26 protein-coding genes and 1 pseudogene are annotated in these 22,009 nt (G+C 72.2%); 19 read left to right on the top strand and 8 right to left on the bottom strand.

Annotated elements, in window-relative coordinates:
- Positions 1–4: 4 nt before the first annotated feature.
- The 7 genes from AV521_RS49385 to AV521_RS21880 all read left to right on the top strand — a co-directional run bounded on the left by AV521_RS49385 (position 5) and on the right by AV521_RS21880 (position 4,661).
- On the top strand, positions 5–169 hold the full coding sequence (locus AV521_RS49385) for a hypothetical protein (protein WP_179023285.1): 165 nt from the start codon (positions 5–7) through the stop codon (positions 167–169).
- Positions 166–819: an imidazole glycerol phosphate synthase subunit HisH gene (gene hisH, locus AV521_RS21905; protein ID WP_371917055.1), complete on the top strand. Its 654-nt coding sequence runs from the start codon at positions 166–168 to the stop codon at positions 817–819. The genes AV521_RS49385 and hisH overlap by 4 nt, the downstream gene beginning before the upstream one ends.
- A gap of 3 nt (positions 820–822) precedes the next feature.
- A complete protein-coding gene (priA, locus tag AV521_RS21900) occupies positions 823–1,548 on the top strand; it encodes a bifunctional 1-(5-phosphoribosyl)-5-((5-phosphoribosylamino)methylideneamino)imidazole-4-carboxamide isomerase/phosphoribosylanthranilate isomerase PriA (protein WP_076090165.1) in 726 nt (241 codons plus the stop codon).
- On the top strand, positions 1,545–1,940 hold the full coding sequence (locus AV521_RS21895) for a RidA family protein (protein ID WP_076090164.1): 396 nt from the start codon (positions 1,545–1,547) through the stop codon (positions 1,938–1,940). The genes priA and AV521_RS21895 overlap by 4 nt, the downstream gene beginning before the upstream one ends.
- 6 nt (positions 1,941–1,946) lie before the next feature.
- Positions 1,947–2,702: an imidazole glycerol phosphate synthase subunit HisF gene (gene hisF, locus AV521_RS21890; protein ID WP_076090163.1), complete on the top strand. Its 756-nt coding sequence runs from the start codon at positions 1,947–1,949 to the stop codon at positions 2,700–2,702.
- 112 nt (positions 2,703–2,814) lie between these two features.
- A complete protein-coding gene (locus tag AV521_RS21885; RefSeq protein ID WP_076090162.1) occupies positions 2,815–3,405 on the top strand; it encodes a transcriptional regulator in 591 nt (196 codons plus the stop codon).
- A gap of 14 nt (positions 3,406–3,419) precedes the next feature.
- Entirely contained in the window at positions 3,420–4,661 is a 1,242-nt protein-coding gene (locus tag AV521_RS21880; protein ID WP_076090161.1) for an MFS transporter, read from the top strand.
- Positions 4,662–4,664: 3 nt separating this feature from the next.
- Here AV521_RS21880 and AV521_RS21875 read toward each other — a convergent pair whose 3' ends face one another.
- Positions 4,665–5,063, bottom strand: a complete 399-nt coding sequence (locus tag AV521_RS21875) for a VOC family protein (RefSeq protein WP_076090160.1) — start codon at positions 5,061–5,063, stop codon at positions 4,665–4,667.
- 12 nt (positions 5,064–5,075) lie between these two features.
- Positions 5,076–5,711 (bottom strand): TIGR03085 family metal-binding protein, encoded by a 636-nt coding sequence (locus AV521_RS21870; RefSeq protein ID WP_076090159.1) that lies wholly within the window; start codon positions 5,709–5,711, stop codon positions 5,076–5,078.
- 83 nt (positions 5,712–5,794) lie between these two features.
- Here AV521_RS21870 and hisI point away from each other — a divergent pair, with 83 nt between their 5' ends.
- From hisI to lgt, 11 genes are all read left to right on the top strand, one after another.
- The gene (gene hisI, locus AV521_RS21865) at positions 5,795–6,196 is read left to right on the top strand and encodes a phosphoribosyl-AMP cyclohydrolase (protein ID WP_076090271.1); all 402 of its coding nucleotides are present in this window, start codon (positions 5,795–5,797) and stop codon (positions 6,194–6,196) included.
- Positions 6,197–6,207: 11 nt separating this feature from the next.
- On the top strand, positions 6,208–7,686 hold the full coding sequence (locus AV521_RS21860) for an anthranilate synthase component I (RefSeq protein WP_076090158.1): 1,479 nt from the start codon (positions 6,208–6,210) through the stop codon (positions 7,684–7,686).
- 70 nt (positions 7,687–7,756) lie between these two features.
- The gene (locus AV521_RS21855) at positions 7,757–8,395 is read left to right on the top strand and encodes a TIGR02234 family membrane protein (RefSeq protein ID WP_076090157.1); all 639 of its coding nucleotides are present in this window, start codon (positions 7,757–7,759) and stop codon (positions 8,393–8,395) included.
- Positions 8,396–8,594: 199 nt separating this feature from the next.
- Positions 8,595–8,858, top strand: a complete 264-nt coding sequence (locus AV521_RS21850; protein ID WP_076090156.1) for an HGxxPAAW family protein — start codon at positions 8,595–8,597, stop codon at positions 8,856–8,858.
- Between the two features lie 174 nt (positions 8,859–9,032).
- Positions 9,033–9,440, top strand: a complete 408-nt coding sequence (locus AV521_RS21845) for a DUF2752 domain-containing protein (RefSeq protein WP_107480978.1) — start codon at positions 9,033–9,035, stop codon at positions 9,438–9,440.
- Positions 9,441–9,574: 134 nt separating this feature from the next.
- A complete protein-coding gene (gene trpC / locus AV521_RS21840) occupies positions 9,575–10,384 on the top strand; it encodes an indole-3-glycerol phosphate synthase TrpC (RefSeq protein WP_076090154.1) in 810 nt (269 codons plus the stop codon).
- A gap of 21 nt (positions 10,385–10,405) precedes the next feature.
- On the top strand, positions 10,406–10,630 hold the full coding sequence (trpM, locus tag AV521_RS52730; RefSeq protein ID WP_076090153.1) for a tryptophan biosynthesis modulator TrpM: 225 nt from the start codon (positions 10,406–10,408) through the stop codon (positions 10,628–10,630).
- A 77-nt stretch (positions 10,631–10,707) separates the two neighbouring features.
- Complete coding sequence (gene trpB / locus AV521_RS21830) at positions 10,708–11,991, top strand: tryptophan synthase subunit beta (RefSeq protein ID WP_076090152.1); 1,284 nt, start codon at positions 10,708–10,710, stop codon at positions 11,989–11,991.
- Positions 11,988–12,809, top strand: a complete 822-nt coding sequence (gene trpA, locus AV521_RS21825; protein WP_076090151.1) for a tryptophan synthase subunit alpha — start codon at positions 11,988–11,990, stop codon at positions 12,807–12,809. Before trpB ends, trpA begins: the two co-directional genes overlap by 4 nt.
- A gap of 128 nt (positions 12,810–12,937) precedes the next feature.
- Entirely contained in the window at positions 12,938–13,711 is a 774-nt protein-coding gene (locus tag AV521_RS21820; RefSeq protein WP_076090150.1) for a thioredoxin domain-containing protein, read from the top strand.
- Positions 13,712–13,815: 104 nt separating this feature from the next.
- On the top strand, positions 13,816–14,766 hold the full coding sequence (gene lgt, locus AV521_RS21815; protein WP_076090149.1) for a prolipoprotein diacylglyceryl transferase: 951 nt from the start codon (positions 13,816–13,818) through the stop codon (positions 14,764–14,766).
- 296 nt (positions 14,767–15,062) lie between these two features.
- Here lgt and AV521_RS46685 read toward each other — a convergent pair.
- From AV521_RS46685 to AV521_RS21775, 6 genes and pseudogenes are all read right to left on the bottom strand, one after another.
- Positions 15,063–15,520 (bottom strand): annotated as a pseudogene (locus tag AV521_RS46685) (CoA transferase); the annotation flags it as partial.
- Between the two features lie 24 nt (positions 15,521–15,544).
- Complete coding sequence (rbsK, locus tag AV521_RS21795) at positions 15,545–16,438, bottom strand: ribokinase (protein ID WP_076090146.1); 894 nt, start codon at positions 16,436–16,438, stop codon at positions 15,545–15,547.
- Positions 16,435–17,886 carry an ADP-ribosylglycohydrolase family protein gene (locus AV521_RS21790; protein WP_076090145.1) on the bottom strand — a complete coding sequence of 484 codons (1,452 nt, stop codon included), beginning with the start codon at positions 17,884–17,886 and terminating at the stop codon, positions 16,435–16,437. The genes rbsK and AV521_RS21790 overlap by 4 nt, the downstream gene beginning before the upstream one ends.
- Entirely contained in the window at positions 17,874–19,037 is a 1,164-nt protein-coding gene (locus AV521_RS21785) for an ADP-ribosylglycohydrolase family protein (RefSeq protein WP_076090144.1), read from the bottom strand. Before AV521_RS21785 ends, AV521_RS21790 begins: the two co-directional genes overlap by 13 nt.
- 8 nt (positions 19,038–19,045) lie before the next feature.
- Positions 19,046–20,164 carry an ADP-ribosylglycohydrolase family protein gene (locus AV521_RS21780; protein WP_076090143.1) on the bottom strand — a complete coding sequence of 373 codons (1,119 nt, stop codon included), beginning with the start codon at positions 20,162–20,164 and terminating at the stop codon, positions 19,046–19,048.
- A 57-nt stretch (positions 20,165–20,221) separates the two neighbouring features.
- On the bottom strand, positions 20,222–20,677 hold the full coding sequence (locus AV521_RS21775; protein WP_079249357.1) for an ADP-ribosylglycohydrolase family protein: 456 nt from the start codon (positions 20,675–20,677) through the stop codon (positions 20,222–20,224).
- 308 nt (positions 20,678–20,985) lie between these two features.
- Between AV521_RS21775 and AV521_RS21770 the strand changes: the two genes are divergently transcribed.
- Positions 20,986–21,717, top strand: coding sequence for a VIT1/CCC1 transporter family protein (locus AV521_RS21770; protein WP_076090142.1), 732 nt, complete (start codon positions 20,986–20,988; stop codon positions 21,715–21,717).
- The last annotated feature ends 292 nt before the right edge of the window (positions 21,718–22,009 follow it).

The raw sequence follows: 22,009 nt of genomic DNA, 5'->3' as shown, positions 1-22,009 counted from the left end.
ACCCATGAACGGTCTGTCCACGATCCTGATCGTCGTCGGCCTCTTCCTCGTCGGCGGCATCATCTCCTTCGTGAAGCAGAAGATGCCCACGAGTCTCATCGTGCTGCTCTCCATCGGTGCGGCCATGTGCCTGGTCGCGGGCATCATGCGGCTGGGGGTGTGGAATTGAGCGCTGCCCAGACACAGCAGAAGAAAGTCGTCGTCTTCGACTACGGCTTCGGCAACGTCCGGTCCGCCGAGCGCGCCCTCGCGCGCGTGGGCGCCGATGTCGAGATCACGCGTGACTTCGACAAGGCCATGAACGCCGACGGATTGCTGGTGCCGGGCGTCGGCGCGTTCGCGGCCTGTATGCGGGGCCTGCGCGCCGCGCGCGGTGACTGGGTGGTCGACCGCCGGCTGTCCGGAGGCCGGCCCGTGATGGGTATCTGCGTCGGCATGCAGATCCTGTTCGCGCGCGGCATCGAGCACGGCGTGGAGGCCGAGGGCCTGGACGAGTGGCCCGGCACGGTCGCGCCGCTGCAGGCCGACGTCGTGCCCCACATGGGCTGGAACACCGTCGACGCCCCGCCCGACTCGGAGCTGTTCGCCGGCCTCGACGCCGACGCCCGCTTCTACTTCGTGCACTCCTACGCCGTCCACGACTGGGCCCTGGAGACGCACAACCCGCTGATCGCGGCCCCCAAGGTGACCTGGTCGACGCACGGCAAGCCGTTCGTGGCCGCCGTGGAGAACGGCGCCCTGTGGGCCACGCAGTTCCACCCCGAGAAGTCCGGCGACGCCGGCGCCCAGCTCCTCACCAACTGGATCGGAACCCTGTAGACCATGGCCAAGCTCGAACTCCTCCCCGCCGTCGACGTCCGTGACGGCCAGGCCGTCCGACTCGTGCACGGCGAGTCCGGCACGGAGACTTCGTACGGCTCCCCGCTTGAGGCCGCGCTCGCCTGGCAGCGGTCCGGCGCCGAGTGGCTGCACCTGGTCGATCTGGACGCCGCGTTCGGCACCGGTGACAACCGGGAGCTGATCGCCGAGGTCGCGAAGGCGATGGACATCAAGGTGGAGCTGTCCGGCGGCATCCGCGACGACGCCTCGCTGGCGGCCGCCCTGGCCACCGGCTGCACCCGCGTCAACCTCGGCACCGCCGCCCTGGAGACCCCCGAGTGGGTCGCCAAGGTCATCGCCGAGCACGGCGACAAGATCGCGGTCGGCCTGGACGTGCGCGGCACGACCCTGCGCGGCCGCGGCTGGACCCGCGACGGCGGCGACCTCTACGAGACGCTGGAGCGCCTGAACAAGGAGGGCTGCGCCCGCTACGTCGTCACCGACATCGCCAAGGACGGCACGCTCCAGGGCCCGAACCTGGAACTGCTGCGCAATGTGTGTGCCGCCACCGACCGCCCGGTCGTGGCCTCCGGCGGCGTGTCGTCCCTGGAGGACCTCCGCGCCATCGCCGAGCTGGTACCCCTCGGTGTCGAGGGTTCCATCGTCGGGAAGGCCCTGTACGCGAAGGCGTTCACCCTGGAAGAGGCCTTGGAGGCTGTGTCGTCATGACGTCCGAAGCCGTGCGGCGCGTGCAGAGCGGAAGTCCCTGGGAAGAGAGCTTCGGATTCGCGCGCGCCGTCGCGGCGGGGGACCGGGTGTCCGTGGGCGGCACCACGTCCTTCAAGGGCACGGTGCTGTACGGCGAGGGCGACCCGTACGAGCAGACCAAGGTCGCCTTCGGCAACGCCCTGGGGGCGCTGAAGGAGTTCGGGCTCGGCATCGAGTCCGTGATCCGCACCCGTATGTATCTGAGCCATGTGCGCGACGTCGACGAGGCGGGACGGGCCCACAAGGACCTGTTCGACTCCGTGCGCCCGTGTACGACCCTGCTGGTGGTCGAGGGCTTCGTCGATCCGCGCATCCTGGTCGAAGTAGAGCTTGAAGCATTCAGAGGAGCCTGAACAGTCATGACCCTGGCGGTCCGAGTCATCCCCTGCCTGGACGTGGACAACGGACGGGTCGTCAAGGGCGTCAACTTCCAGAACCTGCGCGACGCGGGCGACCCGGTCGAGATGGCCAAGGTGTACGACGCCGAGGGCGCCGACGAGCTGACGTTCCTGGACATCACCGCGTCCTCGGGCAACCGGGAGACGACGTACGACGTGGTGCGCCGCACCGCGGAGCAGGTGTTCATCCCGCTGACGGTCGGCGGCGGCGTCCGTACGGCCGAGGACGTGGACAAGCTGCTGCGGGCGGGTGCCGACAAGGTGGGCGTGAACACGGCGGCGATCGCTCGCCCCGACCTGATCCGCGAGATCGCGGAACGTTTCGGCCGTCAGGTCCTGGTCCTGTCGGTCGACGCCCGCCGCACCGAGTCGGGCTCCTTCGAGGTCACGACCCACGGCGGGCGCAAGGGCACGGGCATCGACGCGGTGGAGTGGGCACACCGGGCCGCCGAGCTGGGCGCGGGCGAGATCCTGCTGAACTCCATGGACGCCGACGGCACGAAGGACGGCTACGACCTGGAGATGATCGCCGCCGTCCGCAAGCACGTCACCGTCCCGGTCATCGCCTCGGGCGGCGCCGGCAAACTCTCCGACTTCCCCCCGGCCATCGCGGCGGGCGCGGACGCGGTCCTGGCGGCCTCCGTCTTCCACTTCGGGGATCTGCGGATCGGCGAGGTGAAGCAGACCCTGCGGGAGGCGGGCCACCCCGTCCGCTAGCGCGCACACGGGCCCCGGCGGGTTGCCGCCGGGGCTTCTTCCTGACGGATTACGAAAGAGAAGTTGCGCAAAATCTGTTGTGCAACTTTTCTTTTGTATCTAGCCTGAAGGCATGCCGGACAAGGAAAGAGACCGCCGGATCAAGGATCTGGGTACGCTGAAGGCGCTCGCGCATCCGCTGCGTTCACAGCTGTACCGAGCCCTGTCCATCGCCCGTACCGCGACCGCGTCACAGCTTGCCGAGCAGGTGGACGAGGCCGTCTCGCTGGTCAGCTACCACCTGCGCAAACTGGCCGAGCACGGGCTGATCGAGGCGGCCGAGCCGCAGAGCGGGGACGGCCGGGAGCGCTGGTGGCAGCCGGCCTCCGACGGCGTGAGCATCCGCGACGAGGACTTCCGGGACGCTCCCGAGAAGGCGGCCGCGCACACCGCCGCCAGCAGGCTGTTCTTCGACCAGCGCGCCGACCTGTACCGGCGCTTCCTCGACGAGCGGACGCACTGGGGCGAGGAGTGGAACGACGCCGCAGAGTCCTCCGAGGCGGTGCTGCGGCTGACGGCGGGTGAACTGGCCGAGCTGAACAAGGAGTTGCTCGCCCTCGTCCGCAGGTACGACGAGCGGGGCCGGGCCGCCGAGACCGCCGGCGACACCGAGGGCCGCGAGAACGTCGCGGTGCACATGTACGGCTTCCCGTTCCGGACCTGAGAGGACCCCCTCCCGTGACCGCCACGCTGACCACGCCGCCGGCCACCACGCCCGCCCACCGCGACGCGAACGTCCGGCGCTGGCTCGCCGCCTACACGTCCTCGATGCTCGGTGACAACGTCTACTACATCGCCCTGTCCTGGGCCGCCGTCCGCTCCGGAACCCCGGCTGAGGTCGGGCTCGTGATGTCGACGAGCGCGCTGCCCCGGGCCGTACTGATGCTGGGCGGAGGAGTCGTCGCCGACCGGTTCGGGCCGCGCCGGGTCGTCATCGGCAGCGACGCCGTACGCTGCGCGGCCGTCCTCGCCGTGGCCGCCCTGCTCTTCCTCGCCCGCCCAGGACTCTGGCTGCTCGCTCTGCTGGCGCTGGTCTTCGGCGCCGTCGACGCCGTCTTCGTGCCCGCCGTGGGCGCCCTGCCGGCCCGGCTCACCGGGAAGGACCAGCTCGGCCGGGTCCAGGGCATGCGGAGCCTTGCGATCCGCTTCGCCGCCGTGGCGGGTGCCCCGCTCGGCGGGCTCGGCGTGGCCATGGGCGGCGCCCCGGCCGCGTTCGCCCTGGCCGGGCTGCTCATCGCCGTGTCCGTGCCGCTGCTGGTCTCCGTGCGGGTACGGCACCTGCCCGCAGACCGTGCGGACGCGCCGAAGGGCACGGCTTGGGGCGACCTGAAGGCAGGGCTGCGCCACCTCCGCGGCCACCGCGTCCTCGCCCCGCTGATGCTGTGCATAGCCCTCGGTGACCTGGGATTCGTCGGTCCGCTGAACGTCGGCCTGACCCTGCTGTCCGACCGGCGCGGCTGGGGCGCGGCCGGCATGGGCTGGGTGCTCGCCGGGTTCGGCACGGGCGCGGGCGCCGCCTCCCTGCTGCTGGCCGTGCGGGGGCGGTTGCCCCGCGCCGGGCTCGTCGCCGGATGCACGATCATCGTCGGCTCGGTGGCCGTCGGCGCCCTCGCCTACGTTCCCACCCTCCCGGCGGCCGTCGGCACGGCCGTGCTCGTGGGCCTGCTCACCGGGCTGAGCGGGGTCATGTGCGGCGCGCTGCTCCAGACCCTGACCGACCCCGCCCACCTCGGCCGGGTCACCGCCGTCTCCAGCCTGATCAGCCTCGGTCTCACCCCGCTGAGCATGCCGTTCGCGGCCGCCGCCGTCGGGGCCTGGGGGCTCGCGCCGGTCTACGTCGTCAGCGCCGCCGTCTGCGGCCTCGGCGGGGTCGTCGCCCTCGCCGTACCGGCGCTGCGCCGCGCGGAACTGCCCCGCTGAAGTTCACGCCCTCGGCTGAACGAGCTGCACCAGATTGCCGCAGGTGTCGTCGAACACCGCCGCCAGCACCGGCCCCTGCCGCTGCGGCTCGTGCGTGAACCGGACACCCCGGCCGGTCAGCCGTTCGTACTCCGCCGCGAGGTCGTCCACGGAGAAGACGATGCACGGGATGCCCGCCTCGTAAAGCGCCCGGCGATACGGCTCGGCGACGGGGCCCTGACCCGGCTCCAGCAACAGCTGGAGGTCCGGCTGGCCCCCGTCGGGCGCCCCGACGGTGACGAACAGCGTGTCGTCGCCCAGGTCCATGTGCAGGCGCGTCTCGAAGCCCAGGACCTCCGTGTAGAAGGCATGCGCCCGGGCCACGTCGTCCACGTACACCCCGGTCATGGCCACCTTGATCATGGGTGGCCCTTCTCAGATGCCCAGCTGCCGGGACTCGTGCAGCTTGGTGATCGCGTCCGCCTCGCCGTCCACGTCCACCTTGGCCGCGTCCTGCCGGCCGAACGCGAACATCACCAGCTCCGAGGGCTCGCCGGTCACCGTCACCACCGGGGCACCCCGGTGCGCCACCGCCGTCTGCCCGTCCGGGCGGCGCAGCACCAGACCCGTCGGCACACCCCGGGCCACCAGCCGCGCCGTGCGCTCCAGCCGGGACCACAGGGCGTCCTGGAAGACCGGGTCCAGCTCGCGCGGGCTCCAGTCCGGCTGGGCCCGGCGGACGTCCTCGGTGTGGACGTAGAACTCGACCACGTTGGCCGCCTCGTCGACCTGCTTGAGCTGGAACGGCGAAAAGCGCGGCGGGCCGGTACGGATCAGCTGGATCAGCTCCTCGTACGGCTTCGCGGTGTACTCCGCCATCACCTTCTCCAGGCGCGGCACGAGCTGCTTGATCAGCGTGCCCCCAGCCGCGTCCGGCCGGCGCTCGCGCACGATCACATGCGCGGCCAGGTCCCGGGTCCGCCAGCCCTCGCAGAGGGTCTCGGCATCAGGACCGACGGTTTCCAAGAGGTCGGCGAGCAGCAGCCGTTCACGCTGGGCGAAGGTCGACATGGAGTCAGCCTACGACCCGCCGCCGAGTCCGCGCAGTGGACACGGCACCGGCACTGTCGTACCCGCGCGGCACAATGGCACCCATGACCAGTACGACCGGGACGCCCCGGGCCAGCAGCCTCGACCCGGAGATCGCCGCCCGCCTCAAGCGCAGCGCCGACGGCCTCCTCCCCGCCATCGCCCAGCAGTACGACACCGGTGAGGTGCTCATGCTCGGCTGGATGGACGACGAGGCGCTGCACCGCACGCTGACCACCGGCCGCTGCACCTACTGGTCCCGCAGCCGCCAGGAGTACTGGGTCAAGGGCGACACCTCCGGCCACTTCCAGTGGGTGAAGTCCGTCGCGCTCGACTGCGACGCCGACACCGTGCTCGTCAAGGTCGACCAGGTGGGCGCCGCCTGCCACACCGGAGCGCGCACCTGCTTCGACGAGGACGTGCTCCTCAAGGACGCCGATTCCGCCCCCACCGGCTCCCGTCAGTAAGGTCGGCCGCCATGGACCTCGAGACCTTCCGCAAGCTCGCCGCCGACCGGCGCGTCATCCCGGTCACGCGCAAGCTCCTCGCCGACGGCGACACCCCGGTCGCGCTCTACCGCAAACTGGCCGCCGAGCGCCCCGGCACCTTCCTGCTGGAGTCCGCCGAGAACGGCCGCTCCTGGTCCCGTTACTCCTTCGTCGGCGTCCGCTCCGCCGGCACGCTGACGGAACGCGACGGTCAGGCCCACTGGCTCGGCACCCCGCCGGTCGGCGTCCCCGTGGCCGGCGACCCCCTCAAGGCCCTGCGCGCCACCCTCCAGGCCCTGCACACCCCGCACCAGGAGGACCTGCCGCCCTTCACCGGCGGCATGGTCGGCTACCTCGGCTACGACATCGTCCGCCGCCTGGAGAAGATCGGCCCCGGCGAGCGCGACGACCTGCGGCTCCCCGAGCTGACCATGCTCCTGACCAGCGACCTCGCCGTCATGGACCACTGGGAGGGCTCGGTCCTGCTGATCGCCAACGCGATCAACCACAACGACCTCGACACCGGGGTGGACGAGGCCTACGCCGACGCCGTGGCCCGCCTCGACGCCATGGAGGCCGACCTCACGCGCGCGGTGCCCCAGCCCCCGGCCGTGCTGCCGCCCTCCGAACTGCCCGAGTACACCGCGCTGTGGGGCGGCTCCGACTTCCAGGTGGCCGTAGAGGACATCAAGGAGCGCATCCGTGCGGGCGAGGCCTTCCAGGTCGTGCCCTCCCAGCGCTTCGAGACCCCGTGCACGGCGAGCGCCCTGGACGTCTACCGCGTCCTGCGGGCGACCAACCCCTCGCCGTACATGTATCTCTTCCGCTTCGACGGGTTCGACGTCGTCGGCTCGTCCCCCGAGGCCCTGGTGAAGGTCGAGGAGGGGCGCGCGATGGTCCACCCCATCGCCGGCACCCGGCCCCGCGGGACCACCCCGCGGGAGGACCAGGCCCTCGCCGAGGAACTGCTCGCCGACCCCAAGGAGCGCGCCGAGCACCTCATGCTCGTCGACCTCGGCCGCAACGACCTCGGCCGGGTCTGCGAGCCCGGCTCGGTCGAGGTGGTCGACTTCATGTCCATCGAGCGGTACTCGCACGTGATGCACATCGTCTCGACCGTCACCGGCCAGGTGGCCGAGGGCCGTACGGCCTTCGACGTGCTCACCGCCTGCTTCCCGGCGGGCACCCTCTCCGGCGCCCCCAAACCCCGCGCGATGCAGATCATCGACGAACTGGAGCCGTCCCGACGCGGCCTGTACGGCGGCTGCGTCGGCTATCTGGACTTCGCCGGCGACTCCGACACCGCGATCGCCATCCGTACGGCCCTGCTGCGCGAGGGCACGGCCTACGTCCAGGCCGGCGCGGGCATCGTCGCCGACTCGAACCCGGTCGCGGAGGACCAGGAGTGCCGCAACAAGGCGGCGGCCGTCCTCCGCGCGGTGCACACCGCCAACCGGCTGGGCAAGTAGGGCCCTTCCGGCGTGTGGGGCGCTTCTCATACGAACCCCGGGTGACGGTTCGCCCGGGGTTCAGGCGATAGTGGAGTACGTGACTGCCGTACCTCACCCCCGTACCGAAGCCGCCGCTCTCGCCCGGTCCGGCCGGCGGAGCCTCGCCGTGGCCCTCCTGTGCGGTGCGCTCGGCGCGGCCGTGACGCTGCTCGCGACCCGGCAGCGCTGGGCGGAGGGCACCGCGACGGTGGCCGGCGGCGCGTTCCCGCTCACCGTCAAGGGCAGCGACGTCACGGGCGTCCCCGCGGCCCTCGCCATAGTGGGCCTCGCCGCGCTCGTCGCCGTCTTCGCCGTCCGCAGGGCCGGCCGGCTGGTCGTCGCCGCACTGCTCGCGCTCTCCGGCGCCGGGATCGTGGCCGCCGCCCTCGTGGCCGCCTCCGACAACTCCGCGCTGGACGACAAGGCCGCCCAGGCCAGCGGCGACACCTCCGCCACCGTCGCCGCGCTCAGCCACACCGGCTGGCCCTACGGCGCGGCCGTCGGCGGTGCGCTGATCCTGCTGGCCGGTCTGCTGGCGCTGCGCTACGGCGCCCTGTGGCCCGCCATGTCCGGCCGCTACGAGCGCGGCACCGACCGTCCGCGCCGCAAGGCCCGGCCGGTCGACCCGGAGCGGCCCGAGGAGATGTGGAAGGCCCTGGACCGGGGCGAGGACCCGACCGGAGCCTGAGCCTCCGGTCAAGGGCCGGCCGAGCGCCGGTCAAGGCGAGGCGGGTGTGGCGAACCAGACGCCACCCCCGCGCCCGGCGCGCGCGGGCGTACGGGACAATGGGTGACGAGCGTCCGGCTCGGACAGTGACGGGCGGGCTCGGAACCGTACGACACGTACGACGCCAACTGGACACGTACACAGCAACGAGGAGCAAGTCATGGCGGGCAGCAGCCACGGCCACGGTCACACCCCGGCCGCCTGGACCGGTGTCATCATTTCCTTCATCGGTTTCTGCGTCGCGGGCGCCTTCATGGTGATGGCCCAGCCCGTCGGCTTCTGGGCCGGCATGGTGCTCATCCTGCTGGGTGCGGTGGTCGGCGGCATCATGCGCGCCATGGGTCTCGGCCAGCCGCAGCAGGCCCCCCTCAAGATGACGGCCACCCCGGTCGCCACCCGCGAGCCGGTCGCCGCCGAGAGCTGAGCCCACAGCCTTCCCCCGAGGGGCGGCCCACCACCTGAAGAGGGTGGGGGCCGCCCCTCGCCGTGTGCGGAGGGGTATCGCCGGTCCAGCGCGCGCCGTGCCGGACCGGAGGGGGACAATGCTCGGGTGAACGCCGTCAGCCGCCCGGCCCCGCAGACCGTCCCGTACCCGGCCGTGCCCGCCGCCCCCGTGTGGCGCCGGCTCGCCGTCCCGGGCGGGCTGTTCGCGGCCGTCGCCGGAGCCTTCGCGTACGTCGGTGCCGTCGACCCGAACCAGCCCGGCCACTACCCCGTCTGCCCGCTGTACCGGATCACCGGCCTGTACTGCCCCGGCTGCGGCGGCCTGCGCAGCGCTCACGCCTTCGTCCACGGCGATCTGCTCACCGCACTGCAGGACAACGCGCTGGCCGTGGCCGGCTATCTGGGCTTCGCGGTGCTGTGGACCGTCTGGGTGGTCCACGCGGCGCGCGGCCGGCCGCTGCGGATCGAGCCGGGGCCGGTGCATCTGTGGGGGATCGGGGTCCTGCTGTTGCTGTTCACGACTGTCCGGAACCTGCCCTCGGGAGGCTGGTTGCATCCTTGATCGTTTGGGGAACGTCCAGGTAGTGGGACCGGCGTCCATCGGATGCGAGACCTCCGCGTTCCTCCGGATACCATCGCAATGACCACGGGTTTTCAAAACCTGAAGGAAACACCGTCTGAAAGGGGGCCGCTCGCGTGAGTGTGCTCGACGAGATCATCGACGGCGTCCGTGCCGACCTCGCGGAGCGGCAGGCACGCGTCAGCCTCGACGAGCTCAAGGAGCGCGCGGCCAAGGCTCCCGCCGCCAAGGACGGGGTGGCCGCGCTCAAGGGCGACGGCGTCAAGGTGATCTGCGAGGTCAAGCGCTCCAGCCCCTCCAAGGGCGCGCTGGCCGCGATCGCCGACCCGGCCGGGCTGGCCGCGGACTACGAGGCAGGCGGCGCGGCCGTCATCTCCGTCCTCACCGAACAGCGCCGCTTCGGCGGCTCGCTGGCCGACCTGGAGGCCGTCCGCGCCCGCGTGGACATCCCGGTGCTCCGCAAGGACTTCATCGTCACGTCGTACCAGCTGTGGGAGGCCCGGGCGTACGGCGCCGACCTCGCGCTGCTGATCGTGGCCGCCCTGGACCAGCCGGCCCTGGAGTCGCTGATCGAGCGGGCCGTGTCCATCGGACTGACCCCGATCGTCGAGGTCCACGACGAGGACGAGGTCGAGCGGGCGGTGGACGCGGGCGCCAAGATCATCGGCGTCAACGCGCGCGATCTGAAGACCCTGGAGGTCGACCGCACCACGTTCGAACGGGTCGCCCCGGAGATCCCGGACCACATCGTGAAGGTGGCCGAATCCGGTGTCCGAGGCCCGCACGACCTGATCGCCTACGCCAACGCGGGCGCCGACGCGGTCCTGGTCGGCGAGTCCCTGGTCACCGGCCGCGACCCGAAGTCAGCCGTCTCCGACCTGGTCGCCGCAGGCGAACACCCCGCTCTGCGGCACGGCCGAAGCTGATCACCCGATAGGCTGCCCCCGATGACTCTCACCGTGACCGCCGTGGACCGCTACGCCCGTCTGGCGCGCGGCTGCCGCCCCCGGGGCTGCCGAGCCCCGGCGAGGCGCGTCCACGGCCGTCGCGTGCGTTATGTCATCGGTGACGAGCCCGGGCAGGTAAACGGACGTCGATGGCAGCGCCCCGTCAGGGGCGCGGGGCTCTGTTTGATTTGCGGCTACCGCCGCGCGGGCGCGAGAAACCACTGACGGCCCGCAGTCATCGGTCACATCCCCGCCCCCACGGCGAATAGTGTCTTTTCACGCACTCACCGTGAGGTTTCGGCATGCCCAGCAACTTCTTCTTCCCTGACCCGGAGGGTCAAGTCCCCAGCGCCGAAGGCTACTTCGGCGCGTTCGGCGGCAAGTTCATCCCGGAGGCCCTCGTGGCCGCCGTCGACGAGGTCGCCGTCGAGTACGACAAGGCCAAGCACGACCCCGAGTTCGCCCGAGAGCTCGACGGCCTGATGGTCAACTACACCGGCCGCCCGTCGGCGCTCACCGAGGTCCCTCGTTTCGCCGCGGAAGCCGGTGGCGCGCGCGTGTTCCTCAAGCGCGAGGACCTCAACCACACCGGCTCCCACAAGATCAACAACGTGCTCGGCCAGGCCCTGCTCACCAAGCGGATGGGCAAGACCCGGGTCATCGCCGAGACCGGCGCGGGCCAGCACGGTGTCGCCACCGCCACCGCCTGCGCGCTGTTCGGCCTCGACTGCACCATCTACATGGGCGAGGTCGACACCAGGCGCCAGGCTCTGAACGTGGCCCGCATGCGGATGCTCGGCGCCGAGGTCGTCTCTGTGAAGTCCGGCAGCCGCACCCTGAAGGACGCCATCAACGAGGCGTTCCGCGACTGGGTGGCCAACGTCGACCACACCCACTACCTCTTCGGTACGGTGGCCGGCCCGCACCCCTTCCCGGCGATGGTCCGCGACTTCCACCGGGTCATCGGCGTCGAGGCCCGCCGCCAGTTGCTGGAGCGCGCCGGCCGCCTCCCCGACGCCGCCGTCGCCTGCGTCGGTGGCGGCTCCAACGCCATCGGCCTCTTCCACGCCTTCATCCCCGACGCGGGCGTCCGCCTCATCGGCTGTGAACCGGCAGGTCACGGTATCGAGACCGGCGAACACGCGGCCACCCTCACCGCCGGTGAGCCCGGCATCCTGCACGGCTCCCGGTCGTACGTCCTGCAGGACGAGGAAGGCCAGATCACCGAGCCGTACTCGATCTCGGCGGGCCTGGACTACCCGGGCATCGGACCCGAGCACTCGTACCTCAAGGACTCGGGCCGCGGCGAGTACCGTGCGATCACCGACGACGCCGCCATGCAGGCCCTGCGCCTGCTGTCCCGTACCGAGGGCATCATCCCGGCGATCGAGAGCGCCCACGCCCTGGCCGGCGCCCTGGAGGTCGGCAGGGAGCTGGGCAAGGACGGCCTGATCGTCGTCAACCTCTCCGGCCGCGGCGACAAGGACATGGACACCGCCGCCCGCTACTTCGGCCTCTACGACACCGACGCCGAGGTCGCCGCCGACGCCACCGACACCGCCGAGATCGAGGGGGACGCCAAGTGAGCGGGAACATTCAGCTGCTGGGCGACACCCTCGCCGCCGCCAAGGCCGAGGGCCGATCCGCGCTCATCGCCTACCTCCCGGCCGGGTTCCCGACCGTGGACGGCGGCATCGACGCGATCAAGGCCGCCTTCGACGGCGGGGCGGACGTCGTCGAGGTCGGTCTGCCGCACAGCGACCCCGTCCTCGACGGCCCGGTCATCCAGACGGCCGACGACATCGCCCTGCGCGGCGGGGTCAAGATCGCCGACGTGATGCGCACGGTCCGCGAGGCGTACGAGGCGACCGGCAAGCCCGTGCTCGTCATGACGTACTGGAACCCCATCGACCGCTACGGCGTCGAGCGGTTCACCGCCGAGCTGGCGGAGGCGGGCGGCGCGGGCTGCATCCTGCCCGACCTGCCCGTCCAGGAGTCGGCGCTGTGGCGGGAACACGCCGAGAAGCACGGCCTCGCGACAGTCTTCGTCGTGGCGCCGAGCAGCAAGGACGCGCGGCTCGCCCAGATCACCGCGGCGGGCAGCGGCTTCGTCTACGCCGCCTCGCTGATGGGCGTCACCGGCACCCGTGAATCCGTCGGCGCGCAGGCCCAGAACCTGGTCGAGCGCACCCGCGCCACCGGCACCGGGCTGCCCGTCTGCGTCGGACTCGGCGTCTCCAACGCCGCTCAGGCCGCCGAGGTCGCCGGCTTCGCCGACGGCGTCATCGTCGGCTCGGCCTTCGTCAAGCGGATGCTCGACGCCCCCGACGACGCGTCGGGTGTCGCGGCGGTGCGGGAGCTGGCCGGGGAGCTGGCGCAGGGCGTGCGCGGACAACAGCAGTAACTGTCCGTAGTCGTTCGGTAGCTTTCGTTCGTCATTCGTATCTGTCCGTAACGGAATATTCGGTCACTCGAACGGGTGGACCTCTGGCCGGGGAGGCGCGCTGCGCCTCCCCGGTTCGTTCTGGGGGTGTGAGCGAGAAGAACCGTGACGGAAAGCGCACCGCCCGGGAGCGGCTGGCGGTCGAGCGCGACAAGCAGAAGGCCGCTGACAAGCGACGACGCACTCTGATCGTGGGCGCCAGCATCGTCTGCGTCCTCGGCCTCGCGGCGGTGATCGGCGTTCTGGCCGCGAACGCCGGCAAACACAGCAGCGAGAAGGCGGGCCCGGTCGTGGCGCCCTCGGGCGCGCAGGGCAAGGACAGCCTCGCCATCCCGGTCGGCAAGGACGGCGCCAAGTCGACGCTCACCGTCTGGGAGGACATGCGCTGCCCGGCCTGCCAGGCCTTCGAGGTCGCCTACCGCCCGACGCTCCATGGACTGGCCGACTCCGGCAAACTCAGAATCGAGTACCACCTGGTCCGCCTGATCGACGGCAACCTCGGCGGCACCGGTTCCCTGCGCGCGGCCAACGCCGTGGCCTGCGCCCAGGACACCGGAAAGTTCCGCGACTACCACGACGCGCTGTACGCCAACCAGCCCAAGGAAACCAACGACGCGTTCGCGGACAACGCCAAGCTGATCGAGCTGGCCGGCAAGGTCAGCGGTCTGAACACGCCGGCCTTCCAGAAGTGCGTCAACGACGGTACTCACGACAGCTGGGTGAACAAGTCCCAGAAGGCATTCCAGGGCGGCGGCTTCACCGGCACGCCCACGGTCCTGCTCGGCGGGAAGAACATCTACCAGGACCAGACCATGACCCCGGCCAAGCTCAAGCAGATGGTGGAGGAGGCCGACCGCGGGTAGGGGATTTCCCTCCGGCCCGTCTGCATTTTTCACGTCCCCGTTATGGAGCCGTAGCCGGGCTGCTTGCCGTCCCCACGGCCCGGCACGGTAGCGTCGGACTTGCCATGGAACTTTCCTACATTCCCAGCCCGTCGCGCGGGGTGCTCTATCTCGGCCCCATCCCGCTGCGCGGCTACGCCTTCTGCATCATCATCGGCGTCTTCGTCGCCGTCTGGCTCGGCAACAAGCGGTGGATCGCTCGTGGCGGGCGGACCGGCACGGTCGCCGACATCGCTGTCTGGGCTGTGCCGTTCGGCCTGGTCGGTGGCCGGCTGTACCACGTGATCACGGACTACGAGCTGTACTTCAGCCCGGGCCGTGACTGGGTGGACGCCTTCAAGGTGTGGCAGGGCGGCCTGGGCATCTGGGGCGCGATCGCGCTGGGTGCGCTCGGCGCGTGGATCGGCGCGCGACGCCGGGGCATCCCGATGCCGGCATACGCCGACGCCGTCGCGCCCGGCATCGCCTTCGCCCAGGCCATCGGCCGCTGGGGCAACTGGTTCAACCAGGAGCTGTACGGCCGGGAGACGCATGTTCCGTGGGCCCTGCACATCACCTCCTCCGAGGGCGGCCGGGTGCCGGGCTACTACCACCCGACCTTCCTGTACGAGTCCCTGTGGTGCATCGGTGTCGGTTTCCTGGTCCTCTGGGCCGACCGCCGCTTCAACATGGGCCATGGCCGCGCCTTCGCCCTGTACGTCGCGGCGTACTGCGTGGGCCGCGGCTGGATCGAGTACATGCGCGTGGACGACGCACACCACATCCTGGGCCTCCGCCTGAACGACTGGACCGCGATCATCGTGTTCCTGCTGGCGGTGACGTACATCGTGGTGTCGTCGAAGAAGCGGCCGGGACGGGAGGCCGTGGTTGAGCCGGGCGTCTCCGACGGTTCGGCCGACGGCACGGAAGCTGCTGCCGAGGCGCAGGACAAGGCCGAGGCGGAGGCCGAGGCGGAGGCCGAGCCCGATGCCGTCGAGGCCAAGGACGAGGCCGGGTCGGCGACGAAGAAGAGCTGACAGCTGGTTGTACGACGACGAGGGCGCCCGGGGTTTCCCGGGCGCCCTCGTCGTGCGGTGAAGAGCCAGCCGCTGCCTGCCGGAGACAGGGCGCGCCGGGCCGGTGCCACCATCGCCGCGCCGATGACGTGGCCGTCGGGGAGGGCCTGGGCGCAGGACGCGGTGAGGCCGGCCAGGTCGCGGATGTCCGGGTGGACCGACCGGGGCGACGAGGCGAGGCCCGCGTCGGCCCGTACCCCCAGGTCGGCCCGCAGGTCCGCCTCGCCGAGGGGGATGCCCCGCAGGGCGGGGTCGCTGGGGCCGAGGGCCGGCAGGATCGGCTCGGTGATCGCCATGTCGACGACCTGCCCGGCGCCGGTGCGCTCCCGGGCGGCATGCGCGGTGAGCACGGCGTAGGCGGTCCCCAGGCCCGCGACCGAGTCCGTGAGTCCGAACGGCGGGAGCGTGGGCGGTGCGTCCGGCTCGCCGGTGATCGCGGCGGAGCCGCTCATCGCCTCGGCGAGCGTGCCGAAGCCGGGGCGGTGCGCGCCGGGCCGAACTGGACGAAGGCGGTGACCCGGGCGAGGACCGGCCGAGGGCCGGCGGCCGTCAGTTCCTCCCAGCCCAGATCCCACTTCTCCAAGGTTCCCGGGCGGAAGTTCTCGATCACCCCGGTGCCGAAGCCACCGATCAGCGTGGTGGCCGGCGGTCCGGCGAACAGCGTCGCCAGGTCCAGCACGCGCGGACCCGACAGGGGCGGAGCCGTCGTACTCATGCGACGTACCTCATGCGTCGGTCCTCACGCGGTGCACTGGGCGTCGATCTCGGGGCGGTACGGCATCGACGCCGACGCCCCGGCCCGCTGGACGGAGATCGCCGCGGCGGCCGCCGCCCAGGACAGGGCCTCCCGCACCGGCTTCTCCTCGGCGAGGGCCACCGCGAGCGCGCCGACGAAGGTGTCACCGGCGCCCGTGGAGTCGACGGTGGTCACCTTCGGCGCCGGGATCACGAGCGGCTCGGTGCCCCGGGCCAGGTAGAGGCTGCCGGTCGCGCCCAGGGTGACGACGACCTCCGGCACCAGGTCCAGCAGGGCGGCGGCGGCCTCTCGCGGGTCGGTGCGGCCGGTGAGGGTGACCGCCTCGTACTCGTTGGGCACCAACAGGCCGGTCGCGGCGAGGAGTTCGGGCGGCAGCGGCTGGGCGGGCGAGGGGGTGAGCACCGTACGGACCCCGTGCCGGCGCGCCGCCTCCGCGCCCGCGACGACCGCGGCCAGCGGGATCTCCAGCTGCAGTAGCAGCGCGTCGGCGGAGGCGATCACCCCCTCGTCGCCGGGGGAGAGATGGTCGACGGTGCCGTTCGCGCCGGGGATGACGACGATCGAGTTGGCGCCCTCGTCGTCCACCACGATGTGCGCGGTGCCGGACGGCCCCTCGACCGTACGCAGGAAGTCCGTGTCCACGCCGGAGTGTTCGAGGGCGTCGCGCAGCCGCAGGCCGAAGGCGTCGTTGCCGACCGCGCCGATCATCGAGACCGTGGCACCGGCGCGGGCCGCGGCGATGGCCTGGTTGGACCCCTTGCCGCCGGGGATCGTATGGAACTCCCGTCCCGTCACGGTCTCGCCGCGCTGCGGGGCCTTGGTGACATAGGTGACGAGGTCCATGTTCGTGCTGCCGAGGACGACGATGTGGGTCATGAGCGGGTCGCCTCCAGATGGGTGAGGTGGGCGAGGGTGTCGAAGCCGGCGCCGTCGAAGTCGGCGACGGTGGTGGCGAGCCGGTTCTTCAGCGGGGCGCGCCAGCGGTCGGGGAGGGCGGCGGGGTCGCCCGCGAGCAGTCCGGTGATGCTGCCGGCCGTGGCGCCGACCGAGTCGGTGTCCAGGCCGCCGGATACAGCACGGCAGATGGAGCCGGTGAAGTCGCCGTCCGCGTGGGTGAGGGCGGCGGTGAGCAGGGCGGTGTTGGGGAGGGCGTGGGCCCAGTGGTGGGCGGGGGAGTAGCGGGCGTGGAGCTGGTCGACGACGTCGGCGAAGTCCTCGTGGGACTCGGCCAGCCGGACGGCGTGGTCGATCGCCCGCGCGAGCCGGGAGCGGGGCGGGACCACCCGGCGGCCGGTGCGCAGACAGGCATGGACGTCGTGGCCGCCGGTGGCGGCGGTGGCGATGACGGCGGCCGTGAACATCGCCGCGTAGACGCCGTTGACGGTGTGGGTGAGGACCGCGTCGCGGTACGCCTGTCCGGCTGCGGCGCCCGGGTCGCCGGGGTTGGTCCAGCCGTGCACGTCGGCGCGGATCAGGGCGCCGGTCCACTCGCGGAAGGGGTTGCGGTGGCGGGCGGTGTACGGGGGTTCGATGCCGGTGAGGAGGTTGCGGCAGGCGACGCGTTCGGCGGTGGAGGTACGGCCGGGCGGGAGTTCGTCCAGCCAGAGCCGTGCCACGTCGGCGGTGGTGAAGGCCTTTCCGTACCGGCGCAGCAGCAGGAGGTTCAGGAGGGGGTAGTCGAGGTCGTCGTCCTCGGGCATGCCGTCGATGTTCTCGGCGAGGGAGGTGGCGGCGGAGCGGCGGTTCCAGGGGTGCGCGGCGAGGAGGTCATCCGGGACTCCTAGGGCGGTGAAGTAGCCGGCGAGGGGCCAGTTGCCGGTTGCGCGGGCGAGGGCGCGGATGCCGTCGAGAGGGAGCTTTTCGACGGGCTTGCCGAGGAGACAGCCGATGGCCCGGCCCAGCCAGGCGGCTTCGAGGGCGGCGGGGTAGCGCCCCGAAGGGGCGCGGGGCTCCGTTTGATGTGCGGCTGCCGCCGTGCGGGCACCATCGGCCGCGCACTGCCCGCAGGCGCACGACGACGGGTGAGCGCAGCTCTCCGGCACCGGCCGGTCCGCGCACAGGGACTTGATCCGCTCCAGGTCCGTCGGCTCGTCCTCGGCCAACGCGCTGGGCAGGTCGGCCAGTTCGTCGAGCAGATCCTCCGCGAGGAGACGCAGATAGCGGGATGCCCGGTGCGGGGACGCCCCCGCACGGGCCGGGGCATCCGGGCCGCCCGCCGCTCGCCAGCGCGCCTCGATCGCCGACGGCGACCGGCCGTCCAGGCGGGCCTGGCGGAGTTCGTGGCCCAGCAGGTCCTCCGGCTGGACCCAGGTCAGTCGGAGCATGCGGTGCCTCCGAGCGCCGTGCATGCGCGCTCGTGCGCCCGGCGCCGGCGTACGTCGCGCGCGAAGATCTCCCGGGTGACCTCGGTGAGCGACCGGGCCGGCGCCCACAGGCCCAGGCGGCTCGCCTCCGCCACCGTCTTGGCCCAGTCCTCCGGGAACGGCGAGCCGAGGGCGCCCGCGAGGGCACCGGCGATCGTGGCGATCGAGTCGCAGTCGCGGCCGTAGTTCACCGCGCCGAGGACGGCGTGCCGGTGGTTCCCGCCGGAGACCAGCAACATGCCGAGCGCGATGGGTAGTTCCTCGATCGCGTGCAGCCGGGAGGGGCGGCGCGCGACCAGGGAGGACGCGCGGTAGTCCGGGCCGACGGTGTCGTACGGGGCCACCGCCGCGCGCAGGGGCCGTAGCGCCGACTCGAAGACGCGGTGACCGCGGGCCACTTCGCAGACCTTCTCGATCGCCTCGCGCGTGCCGTCCTTCGCCGGCGGCGGACAGGCGGTGACGACCGAGTCCGCGCTCGCGCCGGGTGACATCGCGGCGGCGACGGCCGCGGCGAGGACACCGGCCGCCTCACGGCCGTACGACGCCTGGTGCGCACCGGCGACGTCCAGCGCCTCGGCGTAGGCGGCGGCAGGGTCGGCCGCGTTGACCAGGCCGACGGGGGCCATGTACATCGCCGCGCCGCAGTTGACGATGTTGCCGACGCCCGCCTCCCGGGGGTCGGCGTGGTCGTACGCGAGCCGCGCCACGAGCCACTTCTCGGCGGGGAAGAGGCGGTGCGGGGGGAGGGTCTCGGCTTCCAGCTCCGGGATCCAGCGCGGGTTCGTCATCAGGTCCGGGACCAGGTGGCCGGCGATCGCGTACGCGTCCAGGTGGTCGCGGACCTGGGCGTAGACCCGTACCAGCGCGTGGGTCATCAGGGTGTCGTCGGTGACGTGGCCGTCGCCCTTGTGGTACCGGGTGAGGGGGCCTGCGGTGCGCCAGGCGTCGCCGTGCCAGGGGCCGACGATGCCGTGGACGCGGCCGCCGAGGGCGTCGCCGACGGCGGCTCCGACGAGGGCGCCGGTGATCCGTTCGGCGAGGCCGTAACGGGTTGTCCCGCCGTTTTGTTGCTCTTCGGGCCCTGCGGGGCATTCGGGCTCTGTGGGCGTCATGCCCCGAATCATCCTCCTGGGTGGGCCGGTTGTACGGCTTCCAGGAGTCCGGCGAGTTCCACCAGGTCGGTGCCGGCGAGGCGGGGCAGGGCGCAGCCGGACAGGGTGCGGCAGGCGTCCCGCCAGGTCCGCGGGATGGCCGCGCCGCCGCCGAGGGCTCCGGTGAGGGCGCCCGCGAGGGCGGGTGCGGAGTCGGCCACCCGGGACAGACAGGCGGCGGCGGGAACGGCCTCGGCGATACGGCCGCCTGCCGCCGCGGCCAGTGCCAGGGCGACCGGGACGGTCTCGGCGGCGGCGATGCCGTAGCTGTAGACATGGTCGACGATCTGGTGCTCCAGGAGCGGGACGAGGGCGAAGGCGGACTCGCTGTCCTCGGCGAGAGCGAGCGCGTGACGGGCGTTGCGGCCGATCTCCGTGCCGGCGGGGAGTTCGGCGAGCGCGGCGGTCACGCAGGTGTCCGGGGCGGCGTCGGCGAGGGCCAGCGCGATCGCCGCGGCCATGGCGCGGGCGCCGTGCACGCCGTCGCCGTCCTGCGTGTAGCGGGCGTCGAACTCGGCGAGCGCTGCGGCGCGTTCGGGGTCGCCGGAGTGGGCGACGGCGAGCACGCAGGCGCGGACACAGGCGGCGTCGTCGAAGTAGTGCGGGTTGTCGTGGCCGGTGGCGGGCGGGCGCAGACCGGTGGCGAGGTTGCCGAGCCCGGCCCGGACGGAGATGCGGGCACGCAGGGGGAGCACGGCGGACTCGATCTCGGGCGCGCGGTCCGCCGCCGCGGCGACCTCCGCGGCCACGGCGGTCCAGGTGAGGTCGATGGCGGCACGGGTACGGCGCTCTCGGCTGAGGTCGCCGAGGACGTCGTCGTCGCCGGCCCGCAGCACCGCCTCCGCGGCGAAGGCCGCCCACTCGGCGTCGTCGGAAGGGCCGAGGTGGAGGGGTTCCGGGGGCTGGTTGAGGGCGATCGGCACCGGGAGGGTGGTGGTGTCGTTCTGCTCGGCGAAGGTGTCCAGCTCGCGGGTGAGGCGCCGGGTCCACTCGGGCATACGGGCAGCACGGTGCCGGGCGGCGGGCCAGCCGGCGGCATCGCCCGCGGCCAGGCCCAGCAGGAGCCCCTCAATACGCCGGGGTGTCATGGCCGACCCTCACTGTGGCGGCTTGAGGGGTGGCCGGGAGGGGCGGGGGTGGGGCGGTCACCGTCCCCTCCGGCCGTACCCCCGGAAGCACTGCCCCCGCCCCCCCACTTCCCGCCCTCCCCCGGGACGAGGAGTTCTGCCATGTCCAGGACGTGATGGCCCGCCATGGACGGCAGACAGCGGCCCCGGGCCGGGCCGATGGCGCAGGCCGTCGGCGATCCACTCGTGCCGGGCCGCCTCCGCACGGGCCGGGGTGAGCGCCGAGCCGTGCCGGGTCAGCAGCAGGACGGAGAAGATCGCGTACTCCGTGTCGTCCGTGCCGCGGGGGTGGTCCGTGACGTACCCCGTGATACGGCCCCAGCGGGCGCGGATCTCGGACGGCCTGAGATTCTCCGCGGGCGCTCCCAGCGCGTCTCCGGCCGCCGGGCCGAGCAGCGCGCCACGGGCCCTTTCACGCAGTCCGGTGGCGTCCTCGGGCGCCGGGACCGGGGGAGTGCGGGCGATCGATGCCATGGGCGGCCTCCTTCGGCGGGACCACAAGGACAGCGAAACCACAAAGACGGCGAAGACAGCGGGATCACGACCACGAACTGCTTTGCGGATGTGTGCCACGGGTTCCCACCGCATGAGCCTCCCAGGCGTTCTCATCACCCGCTTGGTATCTGAGCAAGATCATGCACGGATGAGCAAAGTCAGGTAAAGCCGCAGGTTAGCCCAGCCTTCCCTTGGTGGCGGGCGAGCATGAATGGGCGTACCTTCTGTGGTGTCGAAAAGTAGAACTCGTCCAAAGTTAGCTTTGGCTAAGCTATCCAGGGGTCCGCATGGCCGTCATCGAAACCCAGGCCGCGCTGCACGAGGCGCATCGGGACAACCACACGCACCGCGACGTCAACGGCGGCTGGCTGCGCCCCGCCGTCTTCGGTGCCATGGACGGTCTCGTCTCCAACCTCGCGCTGATGACCGGTGTGGCCGGTGGGGCCGTGAGCCAGCAGACCATTGTGATCACCGGCCTGGCGGGGCTCGCCGCCGGTGCCTTCTCGATGGCGGCAGGTGAGTACACTTCCGTCGCCTCCCAGCGGGAGCTGGTCGAGGCCGAGCTGGATGTCGAGCGTCGTGAGCTGCGCAAGCACCCGCAGGACGAGGAGGACGAGCTGGCCGCGCTGTACGTCGCGCGCGGCGTGGAGCCCGACCTGGCCCGCGAGGTGGCGCGACAGCTGTCCCAGGACCCCGAGCAGGCGCTGGAGATACACGCCCGAGAGGAGCTGGGGATCGACCCCGGCGACCTGCCCTCGCCGCTGGTCGCCGCCGTGTCGTCGTTCGGCTCCTTCGCCCTCGGCGCGCTGCTGCCCGTGCTGCCGTATCTGCTCGGCGCGACGGTGCTGTGGCCCGCCGTGCTGCTCGCCCTCGCCGGGCTCTTCGGGTGCGGTGCCGTCGTGGCCAAGGTGACCGCGCGGAGCTGGTGGTACAGCGGCCTCAGGCAGCTCGTGCTGGGCGGTGCCGCAGCCGGTGTGACGTACGCCCTGGGCAGTCTGTTCGGAACGGCCGTAGGATAGCGCAGCCGCTACTTATGCGACGGGCCGTATAAGTAGCCGCCATCGCTCGTTACTCGCTGGTTTCGACCGCGTGACCACCGGGCATGAGCCGTAAGCGCCGCAGGCAATGACGCCTGCCGCACCCCCGCGGGGTGAGTGAAGACGCTCCCCCCGCCACCCTCGGGCCGCCGGACGCCGATCCGATCGATCTTGTCCGCAACGGTCCCTTTGACGCTTCGCCGCCACGCGCGGCACCCCCGCCGTCATCGTGCGGCATCCGCCGTCACCGCGCGGCACCCTGGCCACGGACCGT

Source organism: Streptomyces sp. IMTB 2501, from assembly GCF_001953885.1.
Taxonomy (GTDB): Bacteria; Actinomycetota; Actinomycetes; order Streptomycetales; family Streptomycetaceae; genus Streptomyces.
This window is presented reverse-complemented; position numbering and strand designations above follow the sequence as displayed.